The organism is Erwinia persicina (assembly GCF_019844095.1).
GTDB classification, from domain to species: Bacteria; Pseudomonadota; Gammaproteobacteria; order Enterobacterales; family Enterobacteriaceae; genus Erwinia; species Erwinia persicina.
This window is the reverse complement of the sequence record NZ_CP082141.1, coordinates 4,193,438-4,214,837: the sequence shown is the minus strand read 5'-3', so window position 1 is coordinate 4,214,837 and position 21,400 is coordinate 4,193,438. Positions and strand designations below refer to the sequence as shown.

General features: G+C 59.8%; 18 protein-coding genes. 6 read left to right on the top strand and 12 right to left on the bottom strand.

What is annotated here, in order from left to right; all coding sequences use genetic code 11:
• Positions 1–17: 17 nt before the first annotated feature.
• Positions 18–1,226: a peptide antibiotic transporter SbmA gene (sbmA, locus tag K6L24_RS19510; protein ID WP_222681764.1), complete on the bottom strand. Its 1,209-nt coding sequence runs from the start codon at positions 1,224–1,226 to the stop codon at positions 18–20.
• Positions 1,227–1,497: 271 nt separating this feature from the next.
• Here sbmA and K6L24_RS19505 point away from each other — a divergent pair, with 271 nt between their 5' ends.
• From K6L24_RS19505 to K6L24_RS19485, 5 genes are all read left to right on the top strand, one after another.
• Positions 1,498–1,686 carry a hypothetical protein gene (locus K6L24_RS19505; protein WP_137269818.1) on the top strand — a complete coding sequence of 63 codons (189 nt, stop codon included), beginning with the start codon at positions 1,498–1,500 and terminating at the stop codon, positions 1,684–1,686.
• Positions 1,679–4,141, top strand: coding sequence for a sensor domain-containing protein (locus tag K6L24_RS19500; protein WP_191928011.1), 2,463 nt, complete (start codon positions 1,679–1,681; stop codon positions 4,139–4,141). The genes K6L24_RS19505 and K6L24_RS19500 overlap by 8 nt, the downstream gene beginning before the upstream one ends.
• Positions 4,142–4,423: 282 nt before the next feature.
• Positions 4,424–5,161: a gluconate 2-dehydrogenase subunit 3 family protein gene (locus K6L24_RS19495; protein ID WP_062748064.1), complete on the top strand. Its 738-nt coding sequence runs from the start codon at positions 4,424–4,426 to the stop codon at positions 5,159–5,161.
• Between the two features lie 2 nt (positions 5,162–5,163).
• Positions 5,164–6,948 (top strand): GMC family oxidoreductase, encoded by a 1,785-nt coding sequence (locus K6L24_RS19490; protein ID WP_062748062.1) that lies wholly within the window; start codon positions 5,164–5,166, stop codon positions 6,946–6,948.
• A gap of 10 nt (positions 6,949–6,958) precedes the next feature.
• Positions 6,959–8,275, top strand: a complete 1,317-nt coding sequence (locus K6L24_RS19485; protein WP_222681763.1) for a cytochrome c — start codon at positions 6,959–6,961, stop codon at positions 8,273–8,275.
• Between the two features lie 566 nt (positions 8,276–8,841).
• Here K6L24_RS19485 and araD read toward each other — a convergent pair.
• From araD to K6L24_RS19430, 11 genes are all read right to left on the bottom strand, one after another.
• Positions 8,842–9,540, bottom strand: a complete 699-nt coding sequence (gene araD / locus K6L24_RS19480; RefSeq protein WP_118664895.1) for an L-ribulose-5-phosphate 4-epimerase — start codon at positions 9,538–9,540, stop codon at positions 8,842–8,844.
• Positions 9,537–10,394: an L-ribulose-5-phosphate 3-epimerase gene (locus K6L24_RS19475; RefSeq protein WP_118664893.1), complete on the bottom strand. Its 858-nt coding sequence runs from the start codon at positions 10,392–10,394 to the stop codon at positions 9,537–9,539. The genes araD and K6L24_RS19475 overlap by 4 nt, the downstream gene beginning before the upstream one ends.
• Before the next feature lie 2 nt (positions 10,395–10,396).
• Positions 10,397–11,059 carry a 3-keto-L-gulonate-6-phosphate decarboxylase UlaD gene (gene ulaD, locus K6L24_RS19470; protein WP_062748054.1) on the bottom strand — a complete coding sequence of 221 codons (663 nt, stop codon included), beginning with the start codon at positions 11,057–11,059 and terminating at the stop codon, positions 10,397–10,399.
• On the bottom strand, positions 11,056–12,540 hold the full coding sequence (locus tag K6L24_RS19465) for an FGGY-family carbohydrate kinase (RefSeq protein ID WP_222681762.1): 1,485 nt from the start codon (positions 12,538–12,540) through the stop codon (positions 11,056–11,058). Before K6L24_RS19465 ends, ulaD begins: the two co-directional genes overlap by 4 nt.
• On the bottom strand, positions 12,537–13,832 hold the full coding sequence (locus K6L24_RS19460) for an MFS transporter (protein WP_137269813.1): 1,296 nt from the start codon (positions 13,830–13,832) through the stop codon (positions 12,537–12,539). Before K6L24_RS19460 ends, K6L24_RS19465 begins: the two co-directional genes overlap by 4 nt.
• A 12-nt stretch (positions 13,833–13,844) precedes the next feature.
• On the bottom strand, positions 13,845–14,315 hold the full coding sequence (locus tag K6L24_RS19455; protein ID WP_062748048.1) for a NanQ anomerase/TabA/YiaL family protein: 471 nt from the start codon (positions 14,313–14,315) through the stop codon (positions 13,845–13,847).
• Between the two features lie 14 nt (positions 14,316–14,329).
• Positions 14,330–15,328 carry a 3-dehydro-L-gulonate 2-dehydrogenase gene (yiaK, locus tag K6L24_RS19450; RefSeq protein WP_222681761.1) on the bottom strand — a complete coding sequence of 333 codons (999 nt, stop codon included), beginning with the start codon at positions 15,326–15,328 and terminating at the stop codon, positions 14,330–14,332.
• Positions 15,329–15,558: 230 nt separating this feature from the next.
• Positions 15,559–16,410 (bottom strand): SMP-30/gluconolactonase/LRE family protein, encoded by an 852-nt coding sequence (locus tag K6L24_RS19445; protein ID WP_174522434.1) that lies wholly within the window; start codon positions 16,408–16,410, stop codon positions 15,559–15,561.
• A gap of 10 nt (positions 16,411–16,420) precedes the next feature.
• A complete protein-coding gene (locus tag K6L24_RS19440; RefSeq protein ID WP_062748044.1) occupies positions 16,421–17,521 on the bottom strand; it encodes an ABC transporter substrate-binding protein in 1,101 nt (366 codons plus the stop codon).
• Positions 17,518–18,618, bottom strand: a complete 1,101-nt coding sequence (locus tag K6L24_RS19435) for an ABC transporter permease (RefSeq protein ID WP_062748042.1) — start codon at positions 18,616–18,618, stop codon at positions 17,518–17,520. The genes K6L24_RS19440 and K6L24_RS19435 overlap by 4 nt, the downstream gene beginning before the upstream one ends.
• A gap of 41 nt (positions 18,619–18,659) precedes the next feature.
• Positions 18,660–20,186: a sugar ABC transporter ATP-binding protein gene (locus tag K6L24_RS19430; protein ID WP_222681760.1), complete on the bottom strand. Its 1,527-nt coding sequence runs from the start codon at positions 20,184–20,186 to the stop codon at positions 18,660–18,662.
• 335 nt (positions 20,187–20,521) lie between these two features.
• Here K6L24_RS19430 and K6L24_RS19425 point away from each other — a divergent pair, with 335 nt between their 5' ends.
• Positions 20,522–21,334, top strand: a complete 813-nt coding sequence (locus tag K6L24_RS19425) for an IclR family transcriptional regulator (RefSeq protein ID WP_062748038.1) — start codon at positions 20,522–20,524, stop codon at positions 21,332–21,334.
• Positions 21,335–21,400: the final 66 nt, after the last annotated feature.

Genomic DNA, 21,400 nt, shown 5'->3' with positions numbered 1-21,400 from the left:
CTGACCTTCTTTTCGGGTCAGTCCCCGACGTCCAGCGCCTGCTCGAAGCTGCGCAGACGCTTGTAGATCGACATCAGCTCCACCAGTGTGGTCCAGGCGTTAATCAGATACTGGAACGCGCCGCGCACTTGATCGAAGACGTTAGTGATTTGCGTCAGCAGGCCGAGCGTGATGGCGCCTGTCACAATAGAGGGAAACAGCACAAAGATGCTGAATACCGCGTCCAGCTGCAGATAGAAAATGCGCGCGATATTAAAGTAGAGATAGTGAAAATAGAGGCGGAAGTAGTTTTTGCGCACGCTGAAAAACAGCTCGCGAACCTTTGGCGGGCTGGCGCGATCCGCATTATCCTCCCCATACACCAGCTCCTTACGATAGGCTGCCTCCACCCGCTGATTACGGAATGACAGTCCCGGGAGCTTAATCCCCACCAGCGCCAGCAGCCCGGTGCCGAACAGTGACCAGACCACCGCCGCAATCACCAGCGCATAGGGCACCTGCCCGAGGATCGGCACTGTCTTCACGTGTACCGACAGCGCCACCAGTACCGGCAGGAAGGCAATCAGCGTCATCAGCGCATCAATCAGCCTGACGCCCATATCTTCCAGGGTCGAGGCAAAGCGCATCGTATCCTCCTGCACGCGCTGGGCGGCCCCTTCGATATGGCGCAGTCGCGACCAGTGCGCCATATAATAGCTGTTCATCGCCGTACGCCAGCGGAAGACATAATGGCTGATAAAAAACAGATTCAGCACGTCAATCACCACGGCAATCAGCACGATGCTGAGGAAGCCGTTGACCTGAGTATAAAACGCCGAAATTTTGATGGTATTCGGATGCGCCATGGCCTTCTGTATCAGGTCGTAGAAGGGTTCGTACCAGCTGTTGATCGCGACCCCCACCTGCACGGAAAACCAGGTCACGAAGATGATCAGCGCGCTGCCCAGAATGGACCAGCGCTGCCAGGGATGGGGACTGAGGAAAAACCAGAATCCGGCAAACAGCAGCGTGGCCAGCAGATAGTAGCTATAGAAGCCCAACTCGCCAGGAGAGATAAACCGCAGGGCGTTATTGGGCAATGCGCCCGACGGCAGCCACGAAAGGTGCATCATCAGGTGAGCCAGCCTGCTGTCGGCATAGGCAAACCAGAACACCACCGCGAACAGACTCCAGAGCACCACGCTGCTGAAAAACAGCCCGGGCCTGGGGAAAAATGATTTAAACATAGGCACTCCGCTGTTAATGTCCGCTGGTTATACCGCGATTAACAGTGAGTAATCTCGTTACGGTTGTATCTATTAATGTCGGTATAAACATCTTTTATATTTTCTGGTTATTTGTGCCGTTAATTTTCCCGTAATCTTTATTTTGTGGAAGTGGAAGGACAAATTTCCCTGCAAACTGACGCCATTAAGGGCGTAAAGATAAAAATTTACGCTGAATATCTTTTTAAGCCTGGCCGACAACCGTTAATGAACTGGCGCAAGCGGATGGAAATTGCTTGAACAGGCTGATGTTTTAGGTTTATACCCGTGTGGTTTGACCACATTTACAGACAAGGATCCTGCCGCTTTCGGGTGGCGCGGGCGGGTTATTTTGCGCCAGTTAAGGGCGTATGCAGCGCTGAACGTCTTTTCTTCAATGGAAAAGGAGCGTCAGCGCCTGGGTGAAAATAATAATGAATGAAAACTCGGATGTAATGTACCGGCTGCTGGTACAAAGCGTAGTCGATTACGCAATCTATATGCTTACGCCTGACGGGACGGTGGCTAACTGGAATCCGGGCGCGCAGCGTGCCAAAGGCTATTTACCGACTGAAATTGTTGGCAAGAATTTTAGCTGTTTTTACAGTGAAGAGGACCGGCTGCAGGGAGCGCCGCAGAAGGGGCTGGCGATCGCGTTTGATCGCGGACGCTATGAGACCGAGGGCTGGCGCTACCGCAAAGATGGCTCGGCCTTCTGGGCGCACGTGGTCATTGATGCCGTCAGGGATGATGAGGGCCGGCTGATCGGCTATGCGAAAGTGACGCGCGACTGTACCGAACAGCGCCGGATGCAGCATGAACAGTTTGAACGTGAGCAGACCTTTCGCGTGCTGGTGGAAGGGGTGCAGGACTACGCGATCTATATGCTGGATCCGCGCGGCAGCGTCATGAACTGGAACGCCGGTGCGCGCCGCGCCAAAGGCTACACTGCTGAGGAGATCGTCGGTAAGCACTTTTCCTGCTTCTACAGCGCTCAGGACAGGTTGCTGCAGCTGCCGGAAAGCAATCTGGCGGTTGCCAGCCGCACCGGGCGTTTTGAAGATTATGGCTGGCGATACCGTAAAGATGGCAGCGCCTTCTGGGCGCATGTGGTGATCGACGCGATCCGTAACGACGAGGATCGGCTGATTGGTTTTGCCAAGATCACCCGCGACTGTACCGAAGTGCGTGAGTATGAGCAGCAGATCCTGCGATCGCGGGATCTGGCCGAGCAGAACAGCGATAAAATGGCCTCGCTGTCGACGTTCCTCGACACCATTATTGCCAATATTCCCTCCTGCGTGATTGTGGAGGATGTTGTTTCACGCGAGATCCTGTTGATCAACAACAAAGCCGAACAGCTGCTCGGGGGGACGCAGCGCGATTTTATCGGCAAGCGCGGGCCGGAGTGCATGACTGCCGAAATGGGCGAATACTTTATGCAGCTCTCCGATGCCGCGCAGCGCAGAGAGGGAATGCAGCGCAATGAGCGGTTGTTGATGACGCCGGGCGGCGAGCGGATTATTAACGCCAGCGCCTCGATCATCCGGGGTAACGATGAGCATCATAACTATGTGCTGCTGATTGCCGATGATGTCACCGACCAGCGGGCGGCAGATGCACAAATTCATCATATGGCTCATCACGATAATCTCACCAGTCTGCCGAACCGCGTCCTGTTCAACCAGCGCCTGACTCAGGCGCTGCGGGAAGATCGCGATGCGCGCCGCAAAACGGCCACGATGGGGCTGGATCTGGATAACTTTAAAAACGTCAATGATGCCCTGGGCCACCAGACGGGCGATGATCTGCTGCGTTCCGTTGCGGTGCGCCTGCGGGGGGTTCTGCGTGATCAGGATACGCTGGCACGCAGCGGTGGTGACGAGTTCTCCATTGTTCTGCCGGGGCTGACACACCGGCAGGAGGCCGAAGCGGTTGCCTGCCGCCTGATCGAAACCATTCGTCCTCCGTTCAGTGTTGACGGGCATAACCTGTCGGTGGGGCTGAGTATTGGCATCGCCATCGCCGACAGTGGCATGGCCACGCCCGATGAGCTGTTACGCTGTGCGGACATGGCGCTGTACGAAGCCAAACGTAACGGTCGTAACCGTTATGAACATTTTACTGAGCGGATGGGGGACATCGCGCAGAAGCGCCGGGCCATCGAAAACGATCTGCGTGAGGCGCTCACCAGCCGCCAGCTGAGATTGTATTATCAGCCTATCACCAACCATCAGCACCGGGAGATCATCGGCTATGAGGCCCTGATGCGCTGGCTGCACCCGGAAAGGGGCATCATCATGCCGGTCGATTTTATTCCCATTGCCGAAGAGACCGGGCTGATCCACAGCCTGGGTGCCTATGCGCTCTATGAAGCCTGCCGTGAAGCGGCGACCTGGCCGGGCGAGCAGAGCGTGGCGGTAAACCTGTCCCCGCTGCAGTTTAAAAACAGCGCGCTGGTGTCGGTCGTCGAGGCCGCGCTGAAGGAGTCCGGCCTGGCCCCGCACCGGCTGGAAGTGGAGATCACCGAATCCGTGTTGCTGGATAACACCCTGGTCAATATCCATATTTTGCAAAATCTCAAGGCGCTGGGCATCCGTATTGCGCTGGATGACTTCGGCACCGGCTATTCGTCGCTGAGTTACCTGCGTTCCTTCCCGTTCGATAAAATCAAAATCGATAAGTCGTTTATCAACGACATGCACGACAGCCGCGAGGCACTGGCGATTATCCGCGCGATCACCGGGATGAGCCGTAGTCTGGATATTCAGATCACCGCCGAAGGGGTGGAGAGCAATGAGCAGTTTGAGCGGCTGAAGGAGGAGGGCTGCACGCTGTTCCAGGGGTACTATTTCGGCCGCCCGCAGCCGTCAGAGAACCGCCTGCAGGCGTTTTAACCTGCCTGAAAAGGATTTAACCGCCCCGGCAGGGCCGATCGCGATCCGTGATCGGCTCTGCCGGAGGTGGGGCAGGTAAATTGTTAATGAAATTGTGCCTTTTTGTTTCTATCCCCTCACACCTTATACGTATAACTGTTACAGTATGCGTCTCTGTTACCGGTAACAAAAAACCTCTAAACGCCGGAACACTAAACACCCCCTATAGAGAAGTGTGACGATAAAACCATCCGTCCCCCCATTTTAGCGATCGCCCACGCGAACGTTTGAGAAGGCAATGCCATGTCAGAGCAAAAAACAGGCAGTACCCGCAGGGATTTTCTGCTGAAAACCATCACCCTCGCCCCGGCGATGGCAATAGGTTCCGCCGGCCTGGGTTCACTGGCCGCCGTCGCGCCCGCCGTGGCGAAAGAGGCGGCTGCCAGCGGCCCGCAGCAGGCGCGTGAGTATCAGCCCACCTGGTTTACCCCGGAAGAGTACGCCTTTGTGCAGGCAGCAGTCGCCCGGCTGATCCCCGCCGATGAGCGTGGCCCCGGCGCGCTGGAAGCTGGCGTACCCGAATACATCGACCGCCAGATGAACACGCCCTACGCCACGGGCAGCAACTGGTATATGCAGGGGCCATTCCATCCGGATGCCGATAAAGCCCTGGGTTATCAGCTGCCGCTGACGCCGCGTGATATCTACCGGCTTGGCCTGGCCGATGCCGATGCGCTGGCAAAGCAGCAGCACGGTAAGCTGTTCGCACAGTTAAGCAGCGACCAGCAGGACGCCTTTTTACAGGCCCTGGAAGCGGGCAGCGTGACGCTGCCCCAGCTCCCGGCGAAAACCTTCTTTTCCTTCCTGTTACAGAACACCCGCGAAGGCTTTTTCAGTGACCCGATCCACGGGGGCAATCAGGGGCTGGTCGGCTGGCAGCTGATCAACTTCCCGGGCGCACGCGCCGACTTTATGGACTGGGTGGAACGCGGGGAGCGTTACACGCTGCCGCCGGTATCAATTCGCGGGGAAAGAAGCTAATCATGGCTAACGAACAGAAAAAAGTGGATGCAGTGATCGTCGGTTTCGGCTGGGCCGGGGCGATCATGGCGAAAGAGCTGACCGAAGCGGGTCTGAACGTAGTGGCGCTGGAGCGCGGCCCGCACCGGGATACCTATCCTGACGGCGCTTATCCACAGGTGATTGACGAGCTGACCTATAACATCCGTAAAAAGCTGTTCCAGGATCTGTCAAAAAGCACCGTCACCATCCGTCATAACGCTGCGCAGACTGCACAGCCCTATCGTCAGCTGGCCGCGTTCCTGCCGGGTACCGGCACTGGCGGCGCGGGCCTGCACTGGTCGGGCGTGCATTTCCGCGTTGACCCGATGGAACTGCGGATGCGCAGCCACTATGAAGAGCGCTACGGCAAAAATTTCATCCCGGAAGGCATGACCATTCAGGACTTCGGCGTGACCTATGACGAGCTGGAGCCGTTCTTCGACCAGGCCGAGAAGGTATTCGGCACCTCCGGTTCGGCATGGAGTGTGAAGGGCAAAGTGGTCGGCCAGGGCGGCAAAGGTAACCCGTTTGCCCCGGACCGTTCCAGCCCGTTCCCGCTGCCCGCGCAGAAGCGCACCTGGTCAGCGCAGCTGTTCGCCCAGGCGGCGGAGAGCATCGGCTATCACCCTTACGATCTGCCGTCGGCCAATACCTCCGGCCCGTACACCAACACCTACGGCGCGCAGATGGGGCCGTGCAACTTCTGCGGCTACTGCAGCGGCTATGCCTGCTACATGTATTCCAAAGCCTCACCAAACGTCAACATTCTGCCTGCGCTGCGCCAGGAGGCAAAGTTTGAACTGCGCAACAATGCACACGTCCTGCGGGTGAACCTGACCGACGATAAAAAGCGTGCCACCGGGGTCACTTATGTCGATGCGCTGGGTCGTGAGCAGGTACAGCCCGCGGATCTGGTGATCCTGTCGGCCTTCCAGTTCCACAACGTTCACCTGATGCTGCTGTCCGGCATTGGTAAACCGTACGATCCGGTGACCAACGAAGGCACCGTCGGGCGTAACTTTGCCTACCAGAATATCTCCACCATTAAAGCCTTCTTCGGTAAGGATGTGTTCACCAATAACTTTATCGGGGCGGGGGGGGCCGGTGTGGGCGTGGACGACTTCAACGCCGACAACTTTGACCATGCGAAATACGGTTTTGTCGGCGGCTCCCCGATGTGGGTGAATCAGGCGGGTGTGAAACCAATCTCCGGGCTGCCAACGCCGCCGGGAACGCCAAACTGGGGCAGCAAATGGAAAGCGGCGGTGGCCGATCATTACACCCATCATGTGTCGATGGATGCCCACGGTGCCCACCAGTCTTACCGCAATAACTACCTCGACCTGGATCCCAACTATAAGGATGTCCACGGTCAGCCACTGCTGCGTATGACCTTCGACTGGCAGGATAACGACATTAAAATGTCGCAGTTTATGCACGGACGTATGCACAAGATTGCCGAAGCGATGAATCCAAAGCTCATCAGCGGCGCGCCAAAAATGCCGGGCACGCATTTCGATACTACCGTGTATCAGACCACGCATATGAACGGTGGGGCGATCATGGGTGAAGATCCAAAAACCAGCGCCATTAACCGTTATCTGCAGAGCTGGGATGTGCCGAACGTGTTTGTTCCCGGTGCTTCGGCGTTCCCGCAGGGGCTGGGTTACAACCCGACCGGCATGGTCGCCGCGCTCACCTACTGGTCAGCAAAAGCGATCCGCGAACAGTACCTGAAAAATCCGGGTCCACTGGTGCAGGCATAAGGATAAACAGATGAAAAAGTTACTTCTTATTGCCCTGCTGCCGGGCATGATGGCACTGAACGCCCTGGCGGCAGACGGTGCGGATGCGCAGATAGCGCGCGGCGAGTACCTGGCGCGCGCCGGGGACTGTGTGGCCTGCCATACCAAAGCCGGCGGTGAGCCGTTTGCCGGTGGTCTGCCGATGGCGACACCCATCGGCACCCTGTACTCCACCAATATCACGCCGGATAAGCAGAGCGGAATTGGCGGCTACAGTTACGACGACTTCCAGAAAGCGGTACGCCACGGCGTGGCGAAAAATGGCGATACGCTTTACCCGGCGATGCCTTACCCCTCTTACGCCGTGGTCAGCGATGAGGATATGCAGGCGCTGTATGCCTACTTTATGCACGGCGTGAAGCCGGTGGCGCAGGCCAATCAGGAGAGCGATATCCCCTGGCCGCTGTCGATGCGCTGGCCGCTGGCGATCTGGCGCGGGGTGTTTGCCCCGGACGTGAAAGCCTTCCAGCCGGTGCAAGGTCAGGATCCGGTGCTGGCGCGCGGTCAGTATCTGGTGGAAGGGCTGGGGCACTGCGGGGCCTGCCATACGCCACGCAGCATCACCATGCAGGAAAAAGCGCTGAACAACGACGAGGGCAGCGACTTCCTTTCCGGCAGCAACGCGCCGATTGACGGCTGGACTGCCAGCAACCTGCGCGGCGACGGGCGTGATGGTCTGGGACGCTGGAGTGAGGAGGACCTGGTACAGTTCCTGCGGATGGGCCGCAACGATCATACGGCGGTCTTCGGCGGCATGACCGACGTGGTGCAGCACAGCCTGCAGCACCTGACAGCGGAAGATGCCACGGCGATTGCCCGCTATCTGAAGTCGCTGGGGGCGAAAGATCCGAATCAGGTGGGCTTCACGCCGGACGATACGGTGGCGAAAGCGCTGTGGAAAGGTGATGACAGTAAAACCGGTGCGTCGGTCTACGTGGACAGCTGCGCCGCCTGCCATAAAACGGACGGCAGCGGCTACGCGCGCTTCTTCCCGGAACTGCGCGGGAACCCGGTAGTGCTGGCATCCGATCCCACCTCGCTGATCCATATTGTGCTTAGTGGCGCGCAGCTGCCGGGCATGAAAGGCGCACCGACCGCCATCACCATGCCGGCCTTCGGCTGGCGGCTGAACGACCAGCAGGTAGCGGACGTGGTGAACTTTATCCGCACCAGCTGGGGCAATATCGCAACGTCCACGGTGACCGCCAGCGATGTGGCTGAGGTGCGTAAGGATGAGGCCGTGGTGCATCAGCAGGGGAATGCCGACGTGGAGAAGCTGACGCCGTAACGGGCGGATGTTCCGGCCGCCTTACAGGCGGTCTTGAAGGGGGACGGCAATTGGCCCGTCCCCCTTCACCCCCTCGTGCCGACGTCCCGTCGGCTCGTCCTGGAAATCATCGCTTCTTCGGCGCAGTTTCAACGTTAAAACCCAAACCAAAAACCTGAGATATTACAAACAGAAAAAGGCCTTTGTCTTTTGTCTATTGTCTTATGATCTGGTTTTTGACCTTTAAGCGGCGTTAAGCCTCGCTGAGGAAGAGCAGTGAGCCAGGACGAACGGCCAGGAGGGCGGTGAGAGTGAGTGCAGCACAGGGATGTGCGTCACGAGCGGTCAGTACGGCGAACGAAGCTGACGAGGGCACCCGCGAAAAGCGGGCGGTGCGCCAGCCGCAAGCGCGGATGCCTAAGGCCGGGGCGACTGCCGGCCTTAGGTCGCTTCGCCTGCGCAGCAGGAAAGCGAAATGCTGTTGACCTGGGTCGTTTCGCCTGCGCAGCAGGAAAGCGAAATGCTTTTAACCGCTGTGGCGCCGGCCAAACCCCGGTTCACCGCAGCGGAAAGAAAGCCGCCAGCGGTCACTGCCCGTAATATGCCCCCGCTCCATGCTTGCGCAGATAGTGCTTATCCAGCAGCACCTGCTGCATATCCTGCATGCCTGGCGTCAGCTGGCGCGAGAAAATCCCCATGTAGGCAATCTCTTCCAGCACCACCGCATTGTGCACGGCGTTGTCGGCAGTGCTGCCCCAGGCAAACGGTCCGTGGGCATTGACCAGCACCGCCGGGATCGCCGTCGGGCTGATGCCGCGCGAACGGAAGGTGTCGATAATCACCTCGCCGGTGTTGTGTTCGTAATCGTCAGCGATCTCCTGCGGCGTCATCAGGCGCGTACAGGGTATGGTGCCGTAGAAATAGTCGGCGTGCGTGGTGCCCCAGGCCGGCAGATCCAACCCGGCCTGCGCCCAGATGGTGGCGTGGCGTGAATGGGTATGGACAATGCCCCCGATATCGGCAAACGCCCGGTACAGCGCCAGATGCGTGGCGGTGTCGGACGACGGCTTTTTGCTGCCCTCAACGGTGCGGCCGGTTTCCAGCTCCACCACCACGATATCGTCCACGGTCATGCCGTCATACTCCACCCCGGACGGTTTGATCGCCACCAGCCCGCGGCTGCGGTCAATGGCACTGACGTTACCCCAGGTGAAGGTCACCAGACGGTGACGCGGCAGCGCCAGGTTAGCCTCGAACACCTGCTGTTTCAGCGTTGTTAAGCTCACTGTAAGCCTCCTTCCTGCATTTTTTGTTCAATCCAGCGCCGGGCCTGCACAATCTCGGTCACCGGCTCCTCGGCTTTCTCGGTCCACATCTCAATCAGAAACGCCCCGCGATAGTTAAGCGCTTTCAGCGTGCGGAACACGCCGACAAAGTCGACACAGCCATCGCCAAACGGCACGTCGCGGAACTGCCCCGGAGAACTGGCGGTTACGGGCTGCGTGTCTTTCAGGTGGATGGCGGCAATGCGGTCAATGCCCAGCGCCAGCTCGGCGGCAACGTCGTTGCCCCAGGCGCTCAGGTTGCCGACATCGGGATAGACGGTGAACCACGGCGAGGCCTGCTGCTTATCCCAGAGCTTCCACTTGCTAATGGCATTCATAAATTCGGTGTCCATAATCTCCACCGCCAGCATTACCTGCGCGGCGGCGGCGCGGTCGACTGCCCAGGCCAGCCCTTCGGCAAAACGGGCCACCGTTCCTTCGTCGTGCGGTTCGTAGTAAACGTCGTAACCCGCCAGCTGGATGGTGCGGATGCCGACGTCTTTCGCCAACTGGATAGCCTGCTCCATCAGGCTGTACGCCTGCTGGCGTATCTCCGGATCGCGGCTGCCAAACGGAAAACGGCGGTGACCGGACAGGCACATTGACGGGATGCTGACCCCGGTTTCCATCATCGCGTTGACCAGCGACAGACGCTGCTCTTTGCTCCACTGTAAGCGCGACAGGCGCAGATCGGTTTCATCTACCGACATCTCAACGAAGTCGAAGCCGCAGGCTTTCGCCAGGGCCAGACGTTCCGGCCAGCTCAGATGAGAAGGCAGGGCTTTTTCATAAATTCCCAGCGGGTGTTGGCGCATGGTTAGTGTCCCCAGATGTTGGCAATGGCCTGATGGAAGTCGGCAGCCGTCGCCAGCCCGTCGGCACTTTCGCTGAGCGCCCGGCCAACGATAAACGCCTTCACGTCGATGTCCCTGAACTGCGGCAGTTCATCAGGGGTTATGCCGCCGGTGACCGACAGCGCAAAGCCCAAATCAGACAGCGCTTTCATCGCGTCCAGATCCTGCGGGCTCCACTGCTGGCCGCTGGCCTGCGCATCGCGGCCGCGGTGGTAGATGGCCTGTTTCAGCCCCAGTTCACGCCAGCGGCGGGCATCCTCCAGTGTCCAGTGACCGAACAGCTCAATCTGAATATCGCCCTGGTGCTGCCGGGCGACTTCCAGCGCGCTGGCAAAGGTGGCCAGCGGCGCACTGCAGATCACTGTCATCCAGTTGGCCCCGGCTTCAAAGGCCAGTTTTGCCAGCGTGGCCCCGGCGTCGGCCACTTTGAAATCGGCCACCAGCGTTTTACCCGGGAGAAGCTGGCGCAGCTGGCGCACGGCATCAATTCCGGTGCTTAAGCAGAGAAGGGTGCCCGCTTCGACAATATCGACCTGATGGTGCAGGCGCTGTGCCGTCTCCAGGGCGGCATCCAGCCGGGTGTGGTCGAGCGCCAGCTGCAACCGGGGAACAGGGGAATGACTCATGCGGTAACTCCTTGTACGGCGATCAGTGCCGTGATTAGCTGCTGATAACGCTGATATTTTTTTTGATACAGCGCGTGACGCCCGGCATCCGGCTGATAGCTGACGATGGCCGGTTGCAGCGCCTGCTGCGCCGCTTGCAGCGAGGCACAGGCCCCGGTACCGGTCATTGCCGCCAGTGCCGCCCCCAGGCAGCCGCTCTCTTCAATCTGTGGGATCTCGACCGGCAGGCCGCTGGCATCGGCAAACATCTGCATCCACTCGGCGGAACGCGTTGGGCCGCCGCTCAACCGCAGGGCGATGACCTGCGGGAAGCGTGTCAGAATGCGGTTCAGGTGGGTGAGGTGCGAGAACACCACGCCTTCGTAGATCGCCTGTACCAGGTGGCCGCGCTGGTGGCCTGCCTGCAGACCAAAGAAGCTGCCGTGCAGGTCGCCCCCGGCGTTACAGCCGTAGAGGAACGGCAGGAACAGCAGTGAGCTTTGCGCAGGGGGCAGGGCGGCGACCCACTGATTCAGCTGTGCATAGTCATCCATTCCCCACTGCTGGCAGAACCACTCCAGGTTGGCCGCCGAGGTCGGGCTGGCTTCGTGAATAATGTACTGACCGTCAATGGCGTAGCGGCCGTAGACAAACGGGTGGCCGGTCTCGTCGCTGATACGGTCGGTGATGCCGCTGGTCACGGACCAGGTGCCCATCACCGCGTTCAGCCGGGTGTCATCGTGCAGTCCGGCGCACAGCGCGGTAGAAACCACGTCGAACAGCCCTCCTACCACCGGTGTGCCCTCGCGCAGTCCGCACAGGGCAGCGGCCTCTGCGGTCACCTGTCCGGCGATGGCCGTTGACCCGACGATCGGCGGCAGGGCCGGAAGAATGTCACCGATACCGAGCGTGTCAGCCAGCGCGGCAGACCAGCCGCCCTGCTGCATGTCGTAGAGATTAGATTCGGAAATATTGGTTTCTTCGCAGGCCAGTTCCCCGGTCAGGCAGTAGCGCAGATAATCATGGGCCATCAGCACGCTGCCGATAGCCGCATAGCGCTGCGGCTCGTGCTCCTTCAGCCAGCGAAGCAGTGAGACCGGATGTCCGGTCCACAGCGTCTGCCGGGTGAGCGGGTAGAGCGTCTGCGGCATGCCGTCCCGCTGCCACTGCTGCACCAGCGCCAGCGCCCGGCGGTCAGAGGAGAGGATGCCGTTGCCCAGCGGCTGACGCTGTTTATCCAGCAGGAACAGACCTTTTCCCTGGGCGGATATGCCCACCCCGGCGACCTGGTTTGCCTGCAGCCCGCTGATTTTCATCACCTCCGCAATCACCCTGGCAGCCTGCTGCCAGAGCTGCGGCATATCGCGCTCGGCGCGGCCGGGTTCCGGTACCAGTACCGGTAGCGTCTGCCGGGATACCGCCCGTTCCCGGCCCTGAGCGTCATACAGACCGGCTTTAATAAAGGTGCCGCCGCAGTCCAGTCCTAACCAGTAGTGGCTCATGCTGCCTCCCTGTTCTGTGCATCACAGCGGGCGGGTAGCGTCAGCGCCAGCAGTGAGGCGATGGCCAGTGAAATCGCCAGGCTGTATACCCCGGCATCTTTGCTGTACGCGACAATCAGTACCCCGACCATATACGGCCCGCAGAAACCGCCGAGGTTGCCCAGGGCATTGATCACCCCCCGCGCGCCGCCGGCCACTTCGGCATTAAACAGGCGCGGAGGAATGCTCCAGAACACGCCAGCCGCCGACTGAATAAAGAACCCGCAGCCGACCAGCGCCGCGTAAGACCACCAGATATGCGCTTTCAGCAGTACCGACAGCGCCATGCACAGGGCGAAACCGGCCAGCGGCAGCGCGACGAACAGCTTGCGGCGGCCGGTGGCGTCTGACAGGGCAGAGAACAGGAACATGCCGACGATCGCGCAGACATAGGGCAGGATCGCCAGCAAGCCGACCTGTTCCAGATTGCCGTTGGTCAGCCCTTTCAGGATGGTGGGCAGCCACAGGGTGTAGCCGTAAATCCCGGTCTGGTAAAAAAAGTTCACCAGGATCAGCCGCCACATCACCGGCTCGCGCATCACCTGACGCAGCGAGGCTTTACGGGTGTTTTTTCCTTTGATCAGCAGCTGTTCATCGTGCAGGGTTGTGATCAGATACTGTTTTTCCGCCGGTGAGATCCACGTCGCCTCCTGCGGGCGGTTACTGATGGTGAAGTGCCACAGCGCCATCACAAACAGCGACAGCACGCCCTCGACAAAGAACAGCATGCGCCAGTCCCAGGCAGTGATGATCCAGCCGGAGAGCGGGGCCGTCAGGATCCCGGCGATCGGCACAAACATGATCACAATGGCGTTAGCGCGACCGCGTTCCGCATCCGGGAACCAGTTGCCGATCATCGTCAGCACCACCGGCAGCATTCCGCCTTCGGACACCCCCAGCGCAAAGCGCAGCGCCAGCAGCTGATACTGGCTGGTGGCCAGGCCGGTCAGCAGGGAGATCACCGCCCAGGCCAGCAGCGACCAGCCGATAAACCGCTTGCCGTTGCCATACACCGCCAGCTTGCCGCCCGGCACCTGTAAGAACAGGTAGCCGATAAAGAAGATGCCGCCGGCCAGTCCGGCCATGGAGGCACTGATGCCGAGATCGGCATCCATCCCCCCCGGCATGGCAAAGGCAATGTTGACCCGATCCATGTAGGAGATAATGCAGGTGATCAGGATCGGCGGGATGATCCGCAGCCAGCGCAGGGCGGGGATCGGTTCCCGGACGATCGGGGTGGAAGTCAGGCTCATAGGGATCCTCTTTCAGTCAGCGAGATCGGCCGTGGGGATCTTCACCACCACCTTGCGAATGGCCTCGGGAGCGTCCAGCGCACAGTTCGGGCGATGGATATCCTGCGGGAAGAACACGGCAAAGTGGCCCGGCTGCATCAGAAGCAGGGTTTCATTCGGCACGTCGCGGTAAAAGATGATGTCGCGTTCGTCGTCATAAGGCAGGTGAACGGGCGGTTCGGTTTTTTCCGTGGCGACCCCCATCAGCTCGTTGCCGGACACCAGGTACTGCACATCGATAAAACGGCGGTGGGCCTCCGGGTAGTTATCACCGTGCGGGGCGGTATGCAGATCCAGCACCTGCACCTGCCAGCCGGTCTGGCTGTCCTGATAGCGACCGGCCGCCATGCCCGCCAGGTCGTGCGAGGCTAAGTACGCCAGGGCACGGGCAATCGCCGGCGGGTAGTGGCGGGCATCGGTATGGTTGATATGGCCAAAAATCATCGTCTCTGCTCCCGTTACAGCGCCTGAATACGTGCCCAGACGCGCTCATCAACCGGAATCCCCAGGCGCTGGTTCTCGGCGCGGATACCGGGGAATTTGTGGCCGGGCAGGCGGATGGCCTGCTGCTCGTCGGCGCGTTCGGCGCCCGTGATCGATTCGCGGATGCGGGCCAGCTTGCTGTCGCGGGTCGCACCGTCGATCAGACGATCGACGTCGATAGCGATAAACACCTGAGAAATGCCAAATTCGTCACCGTTATCTTCGGTTATCTCTGTTACGGAAGCGCCGTTAGAGAGCAGGGTGGCGACCATATCCAGCACGATAGACAGGGCGGAGCCTTTCCAGTAACCCATGGGCAAAATGCGGCGATTGGCTTCGATGGTGGCGGGATCGCGGGTGTATTCCCCGTCATTATCAAAACCGCCGTCGACCGGCAGGGTGTTGCCCGCCAGGCGGTTCACTTCCAGCATCCCGTAGGAGAACATCGACATCGACATATCGACCATGGTGATGGGCTCACCCGGCACGGCGACGATCAGCGGGTTGGTCCCGATGGCGCAGTTTTTCGCGCCCCACGGCGGCATCACCGCGATGGAGTTGGTCCAGCAGACGCCGATATAGCCTTTTTCTGCCGCCTGCCAGCCGTAACTGCCGCCGCGCATCCAGTGGTTGGCGTTACGTAGCGCCACCAGACCAATGCCGTGCCCGTCGGCCAGTTCAATGGCGCGATCCATCATGCTGCGGGCGGTGAGGTTACCGATGGCGCGGTGAGCGTCCCACTGTTCGATGGCCCCCAGAGAAAGGATCTTTTCCGCTTCGGCCTGAGGCACGATATGCCCCGCGTCCAGCTGCTGGATAAAGCGGGGAAAACGATTCACCCCGTGGGAGTAAACGCCGTTCTCGGTGGTGTCGGTGAACATCGTGGCGCAGCTTTCGGCTTTATCTGCCGGGACACCGCGTGCCAGTAACACCCGCAGGAACGCCTCTTTCAACTGCTGATAGCTGATTCTCATACTGCTGTTTCTCCCCGGAGGTGGCATTATTTCAATATATGGAATGTCGTTCCAAATAAATCCTATGCGCCTGGAGAGAACAAGTCAAAGAAATGAGGTGGTAATTTATCGTTATAAAACAAGTATATAAAAATAGTGTTGGGTTCTGTGATCGCTGGCACATCCACCCGATTCTGGCCGAGCGAAAGCCGGCAGCAGGAGAATCCGGCTGCCGGGAAGGCCCTGTCGCGCTAGTGCGGGAGTTGCACCCGGTAGAGCGACGTGGTGGCGGTGATATACAGCTCGTTACCGTGCGGGCCACCGAGGGTGCAGTTCGACACGCGTTCCGGCAGCGGGATCTTGCCGCACGGCATGCCTTTGCTGTCGAAAATAATCACCCCGTCGGCGCAGCTACAGTAAAGATAACCCTGCGCGTCGACGCAGAAACCGTCCGGGAAGCCGGGAGCCACTTCGGCAAACAGCCGTCCGCTGCCCAGCTCATGGCCGTCAACCGGATAGACCCGCAGCTGGCGGCGGCCCAGCGTCGGAAAGTCGACCACCGACATATCCGCCACGTACAGCAGACTTTCATCGGGCGAAAAAGCCAGCCCGTTGGGGCGCTGCAGATCGCTGGCGGCGATAGTCAGCCGCTGTGCGATCGGATCGAAACAGTAGAGATAACAGCCGATCACCTGGCTGTGCGCGTGATAACCCTCATCGTCGCTGACGATCCCGTAGGGCGGATCGGTGAACCAGATCGTGCCGTCGGATCGCACCACCACGTCGTTAGGTGAATTGAAGCGCTTGCCGTCCACTTTCTCCACCAGCAGCGTGACGCTGCCGTCATGCTCCGTGCGGCTGATGGCGCGGCGGCCGTGCTCGCAGCTCACTACCCGGCCCTGCAGATCGCGGGCGTTGCCGTTAGCGTAGTGGGACGGCGAGCGCCAGAGGCTCACCTCGCCGCTGCGCTGCCAGCAGAACATGCGGTTCCCTTTCACATCGCTGAACACCACGGCATCCTGTTCCGGCAGCCATACCGGCCCTTCGGCCCAGAGTGCCGGGGAGCAGAGTTTTTCCAGCGTCAGGTTGTCAGTCCTCTGCATAGCCCCTCCGCTACTTCACGCCCCAGATGGTTTTGTAATGCCCCTGGTAGTCATTCTGCGGGTCGTAGTGGTTTTGCGGTCCGCCGTCGCTGCCGATGTTCGCTTTAGTGATCAGGTGCGCCGGCGTGACATAGCCTGACGGCGGCTGACCGGCAAAGGCGCGGTTAAACTCATCCAGCAGCTGCCAGCCGTGCAGCTTCAGCGGCTCGGCCACGGTACCGATCTGGCTGTCGCCGCTGCGGATACGCTGGAAGGCCGAAATCGAGCCGTCCCCGGCGGAGATATTAAACGGCGCGTTTTTGCCGCCTTTGCCCGCGGTCTTCAGCGCCGGGGCCATAAAGTCGAAGTAAAGGTCGTTGATCGCCAGCGCGTACTGAAACTTATCGCCATATTTTTGCAGCAGGCTGAAGGTCATTGACGGCATGCGGTTGGCGGTATCGGCCAGCGGCGTATCGATAAACTCCACCACCTTACAGCCGCTGCACTTCTCAATTTCCTGCTTCATCGTATTGGCCTTATCCAGCGCAATCTGATAGAGCGAATCGGTGAAAATCAGCACCTGTGCCTTACCGCCGGACTGCACCACCGCATACTGCGCGGCAAGGCGGGCGACCTCGTTGGAATCAGAAGTGATGTTGGTTACCACGTTATATTTGGCAATCGGCCCCGGCTGCGGTTCGGCGTGCCAGGCCATCAGCACGATTTTCTGCTGAACGGCTTTTTTCAGCGGAATTTTGGCCACGTTTGGGTTCCAGCCGCCAATGACAATGCCGTCCGGGCGCTGGGCAATGGCCTGGTTCAGCGCCGCCAGCTGGTCTTTCACCGAGCCGCCGCCGTCGAGCGTTTCCAGCTTCCAGCCTGCTGCGGCAGCGGCTTCACTCAGCCCCTGCTGCACGCCCTGCACGCCGCCGTTTTTCATATCCGAGGCAATAAAGATCACCTTCTTGTTCTTTTGCAGGGTCGGCCCGGTGGTAGGGCCGTCCCACTGGGTGACGCTGGCGGTGGCTTTACTGACTGCGGCGGTGGCCTGATCGAGGTAGCTGTCAGCCCAGGCTGGCAGCGAACCGGCCAGCAGCGTGCCAAGAGTCAGAGCAAGAAGATGACGTTTCATAAGGTACTCCCCGGAGTGATGGTGTTTTGATTATTGTCAGGAGTGGCAGCCGGGGTGTTTTGACTGCGCACCACGGCTTTTTGGTTCAGCATCCGGCGGCGCTGGGCGTAACCGGCAAGCGTAATGGAAAGCAGCAGCGTGGCACCGTTAAACAGCGGCTCAACCCAGAAATCGCCGCCAAACTGCTGGATACCGGCAATCCCGATGGCGAGAATAGCGATGCCCACCACGGTGCCCCAGACATTCACGCGGCCCGGGCGGATAGTGGTACTGCCGAGGAACGCCCCGACCAGTGCAGGCAGCAGGTAATCCATACCGACGCTCGCCTGGCCGACGCCCTGCTCGGCGGCGATCAGTACGCCGCTGAAACCGGTGAGCACGCTGGAGGCGATAAACGCGCCGATGGTAAATTTATTAACAGCTATGCCGTTCAGCCTTGCCGCCGCGGGGTTACCGCCCACCGCATACATGCAGCGGCCAAGCGGAGTGTGTTCGGTGATCAGCCACAGGACGATGGCCACGGCCAGTACGTAGAATGCGCCAATCGGAATGCCGAATATTTCGGTGTGGTGCAGGGCGATAAAGGCATCGGGCAGGTCGCCGACGATCTGGCGGCCCCCGGAGTGCCACAGCGCAACGGCGTACAGCACGGTGCCGGAGCCAAGGGTGGCCACGAAGCTGTCAATATCCGCCAGTGCCACCAGAATCCCGTTGAGCAGGCCGTAAACGGCGGAGATCGCCAGCACCGTCAGCACCGCCATCTGCCAGGAGAAGCCATACTCGACCTGTAAGGTGATGGCGAGGATATGCCACAGCACGATGCCAAAGCCGACGTTCAGGTCGATTTTGCCGACGATCATGGGAATGGTGGCGGCCAGCGCCAGCAGGGCAATTTTGGCCTTACTGGCGAGGATCGCCTGTAGTGTCAGCATGCTGGCGAACGAGGGCGACAACACTGAGAACAGGACGGTGAGCAGGACGCACAGCAGCAGCAGGCCGTAGCGGGTGACGATCTGCATCAGCCACGCGGCGGCACCGTGCTCGCCGAGGCTGACCCGCTGCTCCAGCGCGGTAGACTTCACGGATGTTTTGGACATAACAGCTTCTCCTGCCACCGTCAGGCGGTGGCGTTAATGATTCAGACGTTAGCGACCGGCGTTTCCTGGCTGGCCGAAGCCAGTTCGAGCAGGTTGGCGAAGGTGACGCGTTCATTTTTCAGTTCGCCCACCACCTGACCGCGGTTAAACACCAGTGCGCGGTTGCAGATATGGGCGATCTCTTCGAAATCGTTGGAGATCACCAGCACCGCGATGCCGTCGGCCAGCGCCTTGTTCAGCAGGTGGTAGATCTCTTCCCGCGCGCCGACGTCGACGCCCGCCGTGGGATCTTCAAGGATTAACAGCGGGGCGTTGAGGTGCATCCAGCGTGCCATCACCACTTTCTGCTGATTGCCGCCCGACAGCGCACTGATATCCAGATTGACGTCCTTAGGGCGAACATCGAACAGCTGTACCTTCCACCAGCTGGCCCCGATTTCGGCGCGGCGGCCGTAGCGCGACAGCAGGCGGTGGCCGCTGGCACAGGGATTGATAAACAGGTTTTCCCGCACGCTCATCGACATCACCAGGCTTTCCCCGGTGCGGTCACCCGCCACCAGTGAGACGCCTGCCGCCATCGCCTGCTGCGGCGACCCGGCGTGATAGGCGTTATCGCGGAACTGAATGTTGCCACCGCTGCGCTCACGCAGGCCAAACAGCAGGCGGCCAATTTCCTCCTGGCCTGCCCCGCGCAGCCCGGCCAGCGCCAGCATTTCGCCGGGTTGCAGGCTGAAGGAGACCGGGCCGACTTCACCGGTGCACAGCCGGTCAAGGGTCAGCACCGGGGGGCGGGCTTCCGGCAGCGGCTCGCGCCGATCGCCCTCAATGGCCTCTCCGACAATCATCTCCACCAGATCGCGCAGCTTGTACTGCGCCGTCATCCCCCCCGCCACGCGTTTACCGTCGCGCATCACGCAGACGCGGTCAGCAATCTCAATCACTTCGTCCAGGCGGTGGGTGACGTAAATCATGCCCACCTTTTTACTTTTCAGACGGTTGATCACGCTGAACAGGTGGCGCACGTCGTTGGCGGGCAGGGACGCGGTGGGTTCATCCAGCACCAGCACCTCGGCGTTTACCGCCACGGCGCGGGCAATGGCCAGTAGGGACTTTTCGGTACGTGACAGTTCAAAGACGCGGGCATCCGGATCCAGCGCGATACCCACCTCATCCAGGGCCGCGCGGGAACGTTCGCGCACCGCCCGCCAGTCAATCAGCCCCATGCGGCGGGTAAAGCCCATCACCAGCGCCATATTTTCCGCGACGGTCATCCACTCAATCAGCCCGAGATCCTGATGAATAAAGGCGATCGGCTGTTGCCGGGCGGTTTTTAAACTGGCGGCGGAGGCGATGCTGGCCTCACGGAAACGAATATCGCCTTCGTCGCGGCTGTACACCCCGGCGAGCACTTTGATCAGCGTGGATTTTCCGGCGCCGTTTTCCCCTAACAGGGCGACCACTTCACCGGGGAAAACGTCCAGGCTGACATCGTTGACGGCGATATTGCCGCCAAAGCGTTTGGTGATGTGGTTCAGCGTAAGAATGGGTGTACCGGGTGTATGCTGCATGGCAGCCTCCTGCAACTCCTGGTGAGCATTAACAGCGGTGAAGCCAGAAAAATCACCGCAATATTTCAATATGCGAAATCGAGTTTCAAAAATACTATTCTCAGTTGGGGCGGAAAGCAAAGGAGTGAGTGTTTTATTTATCATTTAAAAACAATAAGTTATTTTTGTTGTTATGGAATTGTGATGGACAGCTCACTTCTGTCTCGTGGCGTTCCGGGCGATTTACGCCGCAGAAATCACACTGAAACATCGTTCCATATTCACAGTGCGGGAAGCATGGGGTAACATCGGGCACCGCCCCGCGAGGGGGCGAAGGAAACCAAGAGGAAGCGTGGATGAGCGTAAAAGCGGATAGCGTGAAGGACGATAAGAAAGACAAACCGCTGGGGACGCAGAGCCTGTTCCGTGGCCTTCAGTTGATTGAACTCTTAAGCAACTACCCGAACGGTTGCCCGCTGGCCCATCTGTCTGAACTGTCCGGAATGAACAAAAGTACGGTGCATCGTCTGCTGCAGGGGCTGCACAGCAGCGGCTATGTCACCCAGGCGCCGTCACCGGGCAGCTATCGTCTGACCACGAAATTTATCTCCGTCGGGCAGAAGGCGCTCTCATCGCTGAACGTGATCCACGTGGCGGCACCGCATCTGGAAAAGCTGAATCTGGAGGTGGGGGAGACGGTCAACTTCTCCAGCCGGGAAGATGACCATGTGATCCTGATCTACAAGCTGGAACCGACCACCGGCATGATGCGTACCCGCGCCTACATCGGCCAGCATATGCCGCTGTACTGTTCCGCCATGGGCAAAATCTTTATGGCCTGGGGCAGCGAAGAGTATCCGGCGCAGTACTGGCAGAGCCATCAGGAAACCATCCAGCCCCTGACCAAAAATACCATCACCACGCTGCCAGAAATGCTGGAAGAGCTGAAGGGCATTCGCCAGCAGCGCACCGCTATGGATCGGGAAGAGAACGAACTGGGCGTCTCCTGCATTGCTGCCCCGGTGTTTGATATTCAGCAGCGGGTGCCGTATGCGGTATCCGTGTCCCTGCCGACGGCGAAACTCCAGCAGATTGGGGTGAAAAAGCTGATGGCTCCGGTGGTGGCCACGGCCAAAGCCATTTCTGCCGAGCTGGGTTTTCACGGTTAACCTGCGGGCTGACCGAACAGGAAGGTCAGCCGCGACAGTTTTGCTGCGGCTCCGTGGGAGAGTTTT

Excerpts from the sequence above, each read along its gene's own strand:
- sbmA (WP_222681764.1), bottom strand. The coding sequence starts at position 1,226 with ATGTTTAAATCATTTTTCCCCAGGCCCGGGCTGTTTTTCAGCAGCGTG.
- K6L24_RS19445 (WP_174522434.1), bottom strand. The coding sequence starts at position 16,410 with ATGCAGAGGACTGACAACCTGACGCTGGAAAAACTCTGCTCCCCGGCA.
- K6L24_RS19460 (WP_137269813.1), bottom strand. The coding sequence starts at position 13,832 with ATGAGCCTGACTTCCACCCCGATCGTCCGGGAACCGATCCCCGCCCTG.
- K6L24_RS19485 (WP_222681763.1), top strand. The coding sequence starts at position 6,959 with ATGAAAAAGTTACTTCTTATTGCCCTGCTGCCGGGCATGATGGCACTG.
- K6L24_RS19490 (WP_062748062.1), top strand. The coding sequence starts at position 5,164 with ATGGCTAACGAACAGAAAAAAGTGGATGCAGTGATCGTCGGTTTCGGC.
- K6L24_RS19435 (WP_062748042.1), bottom strand. The coding sequence starts at position 18,618 with ATGTCCAAAACATCCGTGAAGTCTACCGCGCTGGAGCAGCGGGTCAGC.
- K6L24_RS19465 (WP_222681762.1), bottom strand. The coding sequence starts at position 12,540 with ATGAGCCACTACTGGTTAGGACTGGACTGCGGCGGCACCTTTATTAAA.
- ulaD (WP_062748054.1), bottom strand. The coding sequence starts at position 11,059 with ATGAGTCATTCCCCTGTTCCCCGGTTGCAGCTGGCGCTCGACCACACC.
- K6L24_RS19500 (WP_191928011.1), top strand. The coding sequence starts at position 1,679 with ATGAATGAAAACTCGGATGTAATGTACCGGCTGCTGGTACAAAGCGTA.
- K6L24_RS19455 (WP_062748048.1), bottom strand. The coding sequence starts at position 14,315 with ATGATTTTTGGCCATATCAACCATACCGATGCCCGCCACTACCCGCCG.
- K6L24_RS19475 (WP_118664893.1), bottom strand. The coding sequence starts at position 10,394 with ATGCGCCAACACCCGCTGGGAATTTATGAAAAAGCCCTGCCTTCTCAT.
- K6L24_RS19430 (WP_222681760.1), bottom strand. The coding sequence starts at position 20,186 with ATGCAGCATACACCCGGTACACCCATTCTTACGCTGAACCACATCACC.
- K6L24_RS19425 (WP_062748038.1), top strand. The coding sequence starts at position 20,522 with ATGAGCGTAAAAGCGGATAGCGTGAAGGACGATAAGAAAGACAAACCG.
- yiaK (WP_222681761.1), bottom strand. The coding sequence starts at position 15,328 with ATGAGAATCAGCTATCAGCAGTTGAAAGAGGCGTTCCTGCGGGTGTTA.
- K6L24_RS19495 (WP_062748064.1), top strand. The coding sequence starts at position 4,424 with ATGTCAGAGCAAAAAACAGGCAGTACCCGCAGGGATTTTCTGCTGAAA.
- K6L24_RS19440 (WP_062748044.1), bottom strand. The coding sequence starts at position 17,521 with ATGAAACGTCATCTTCTTGCTCTGACTCTTGGCACGCTGCTGGCCGGT.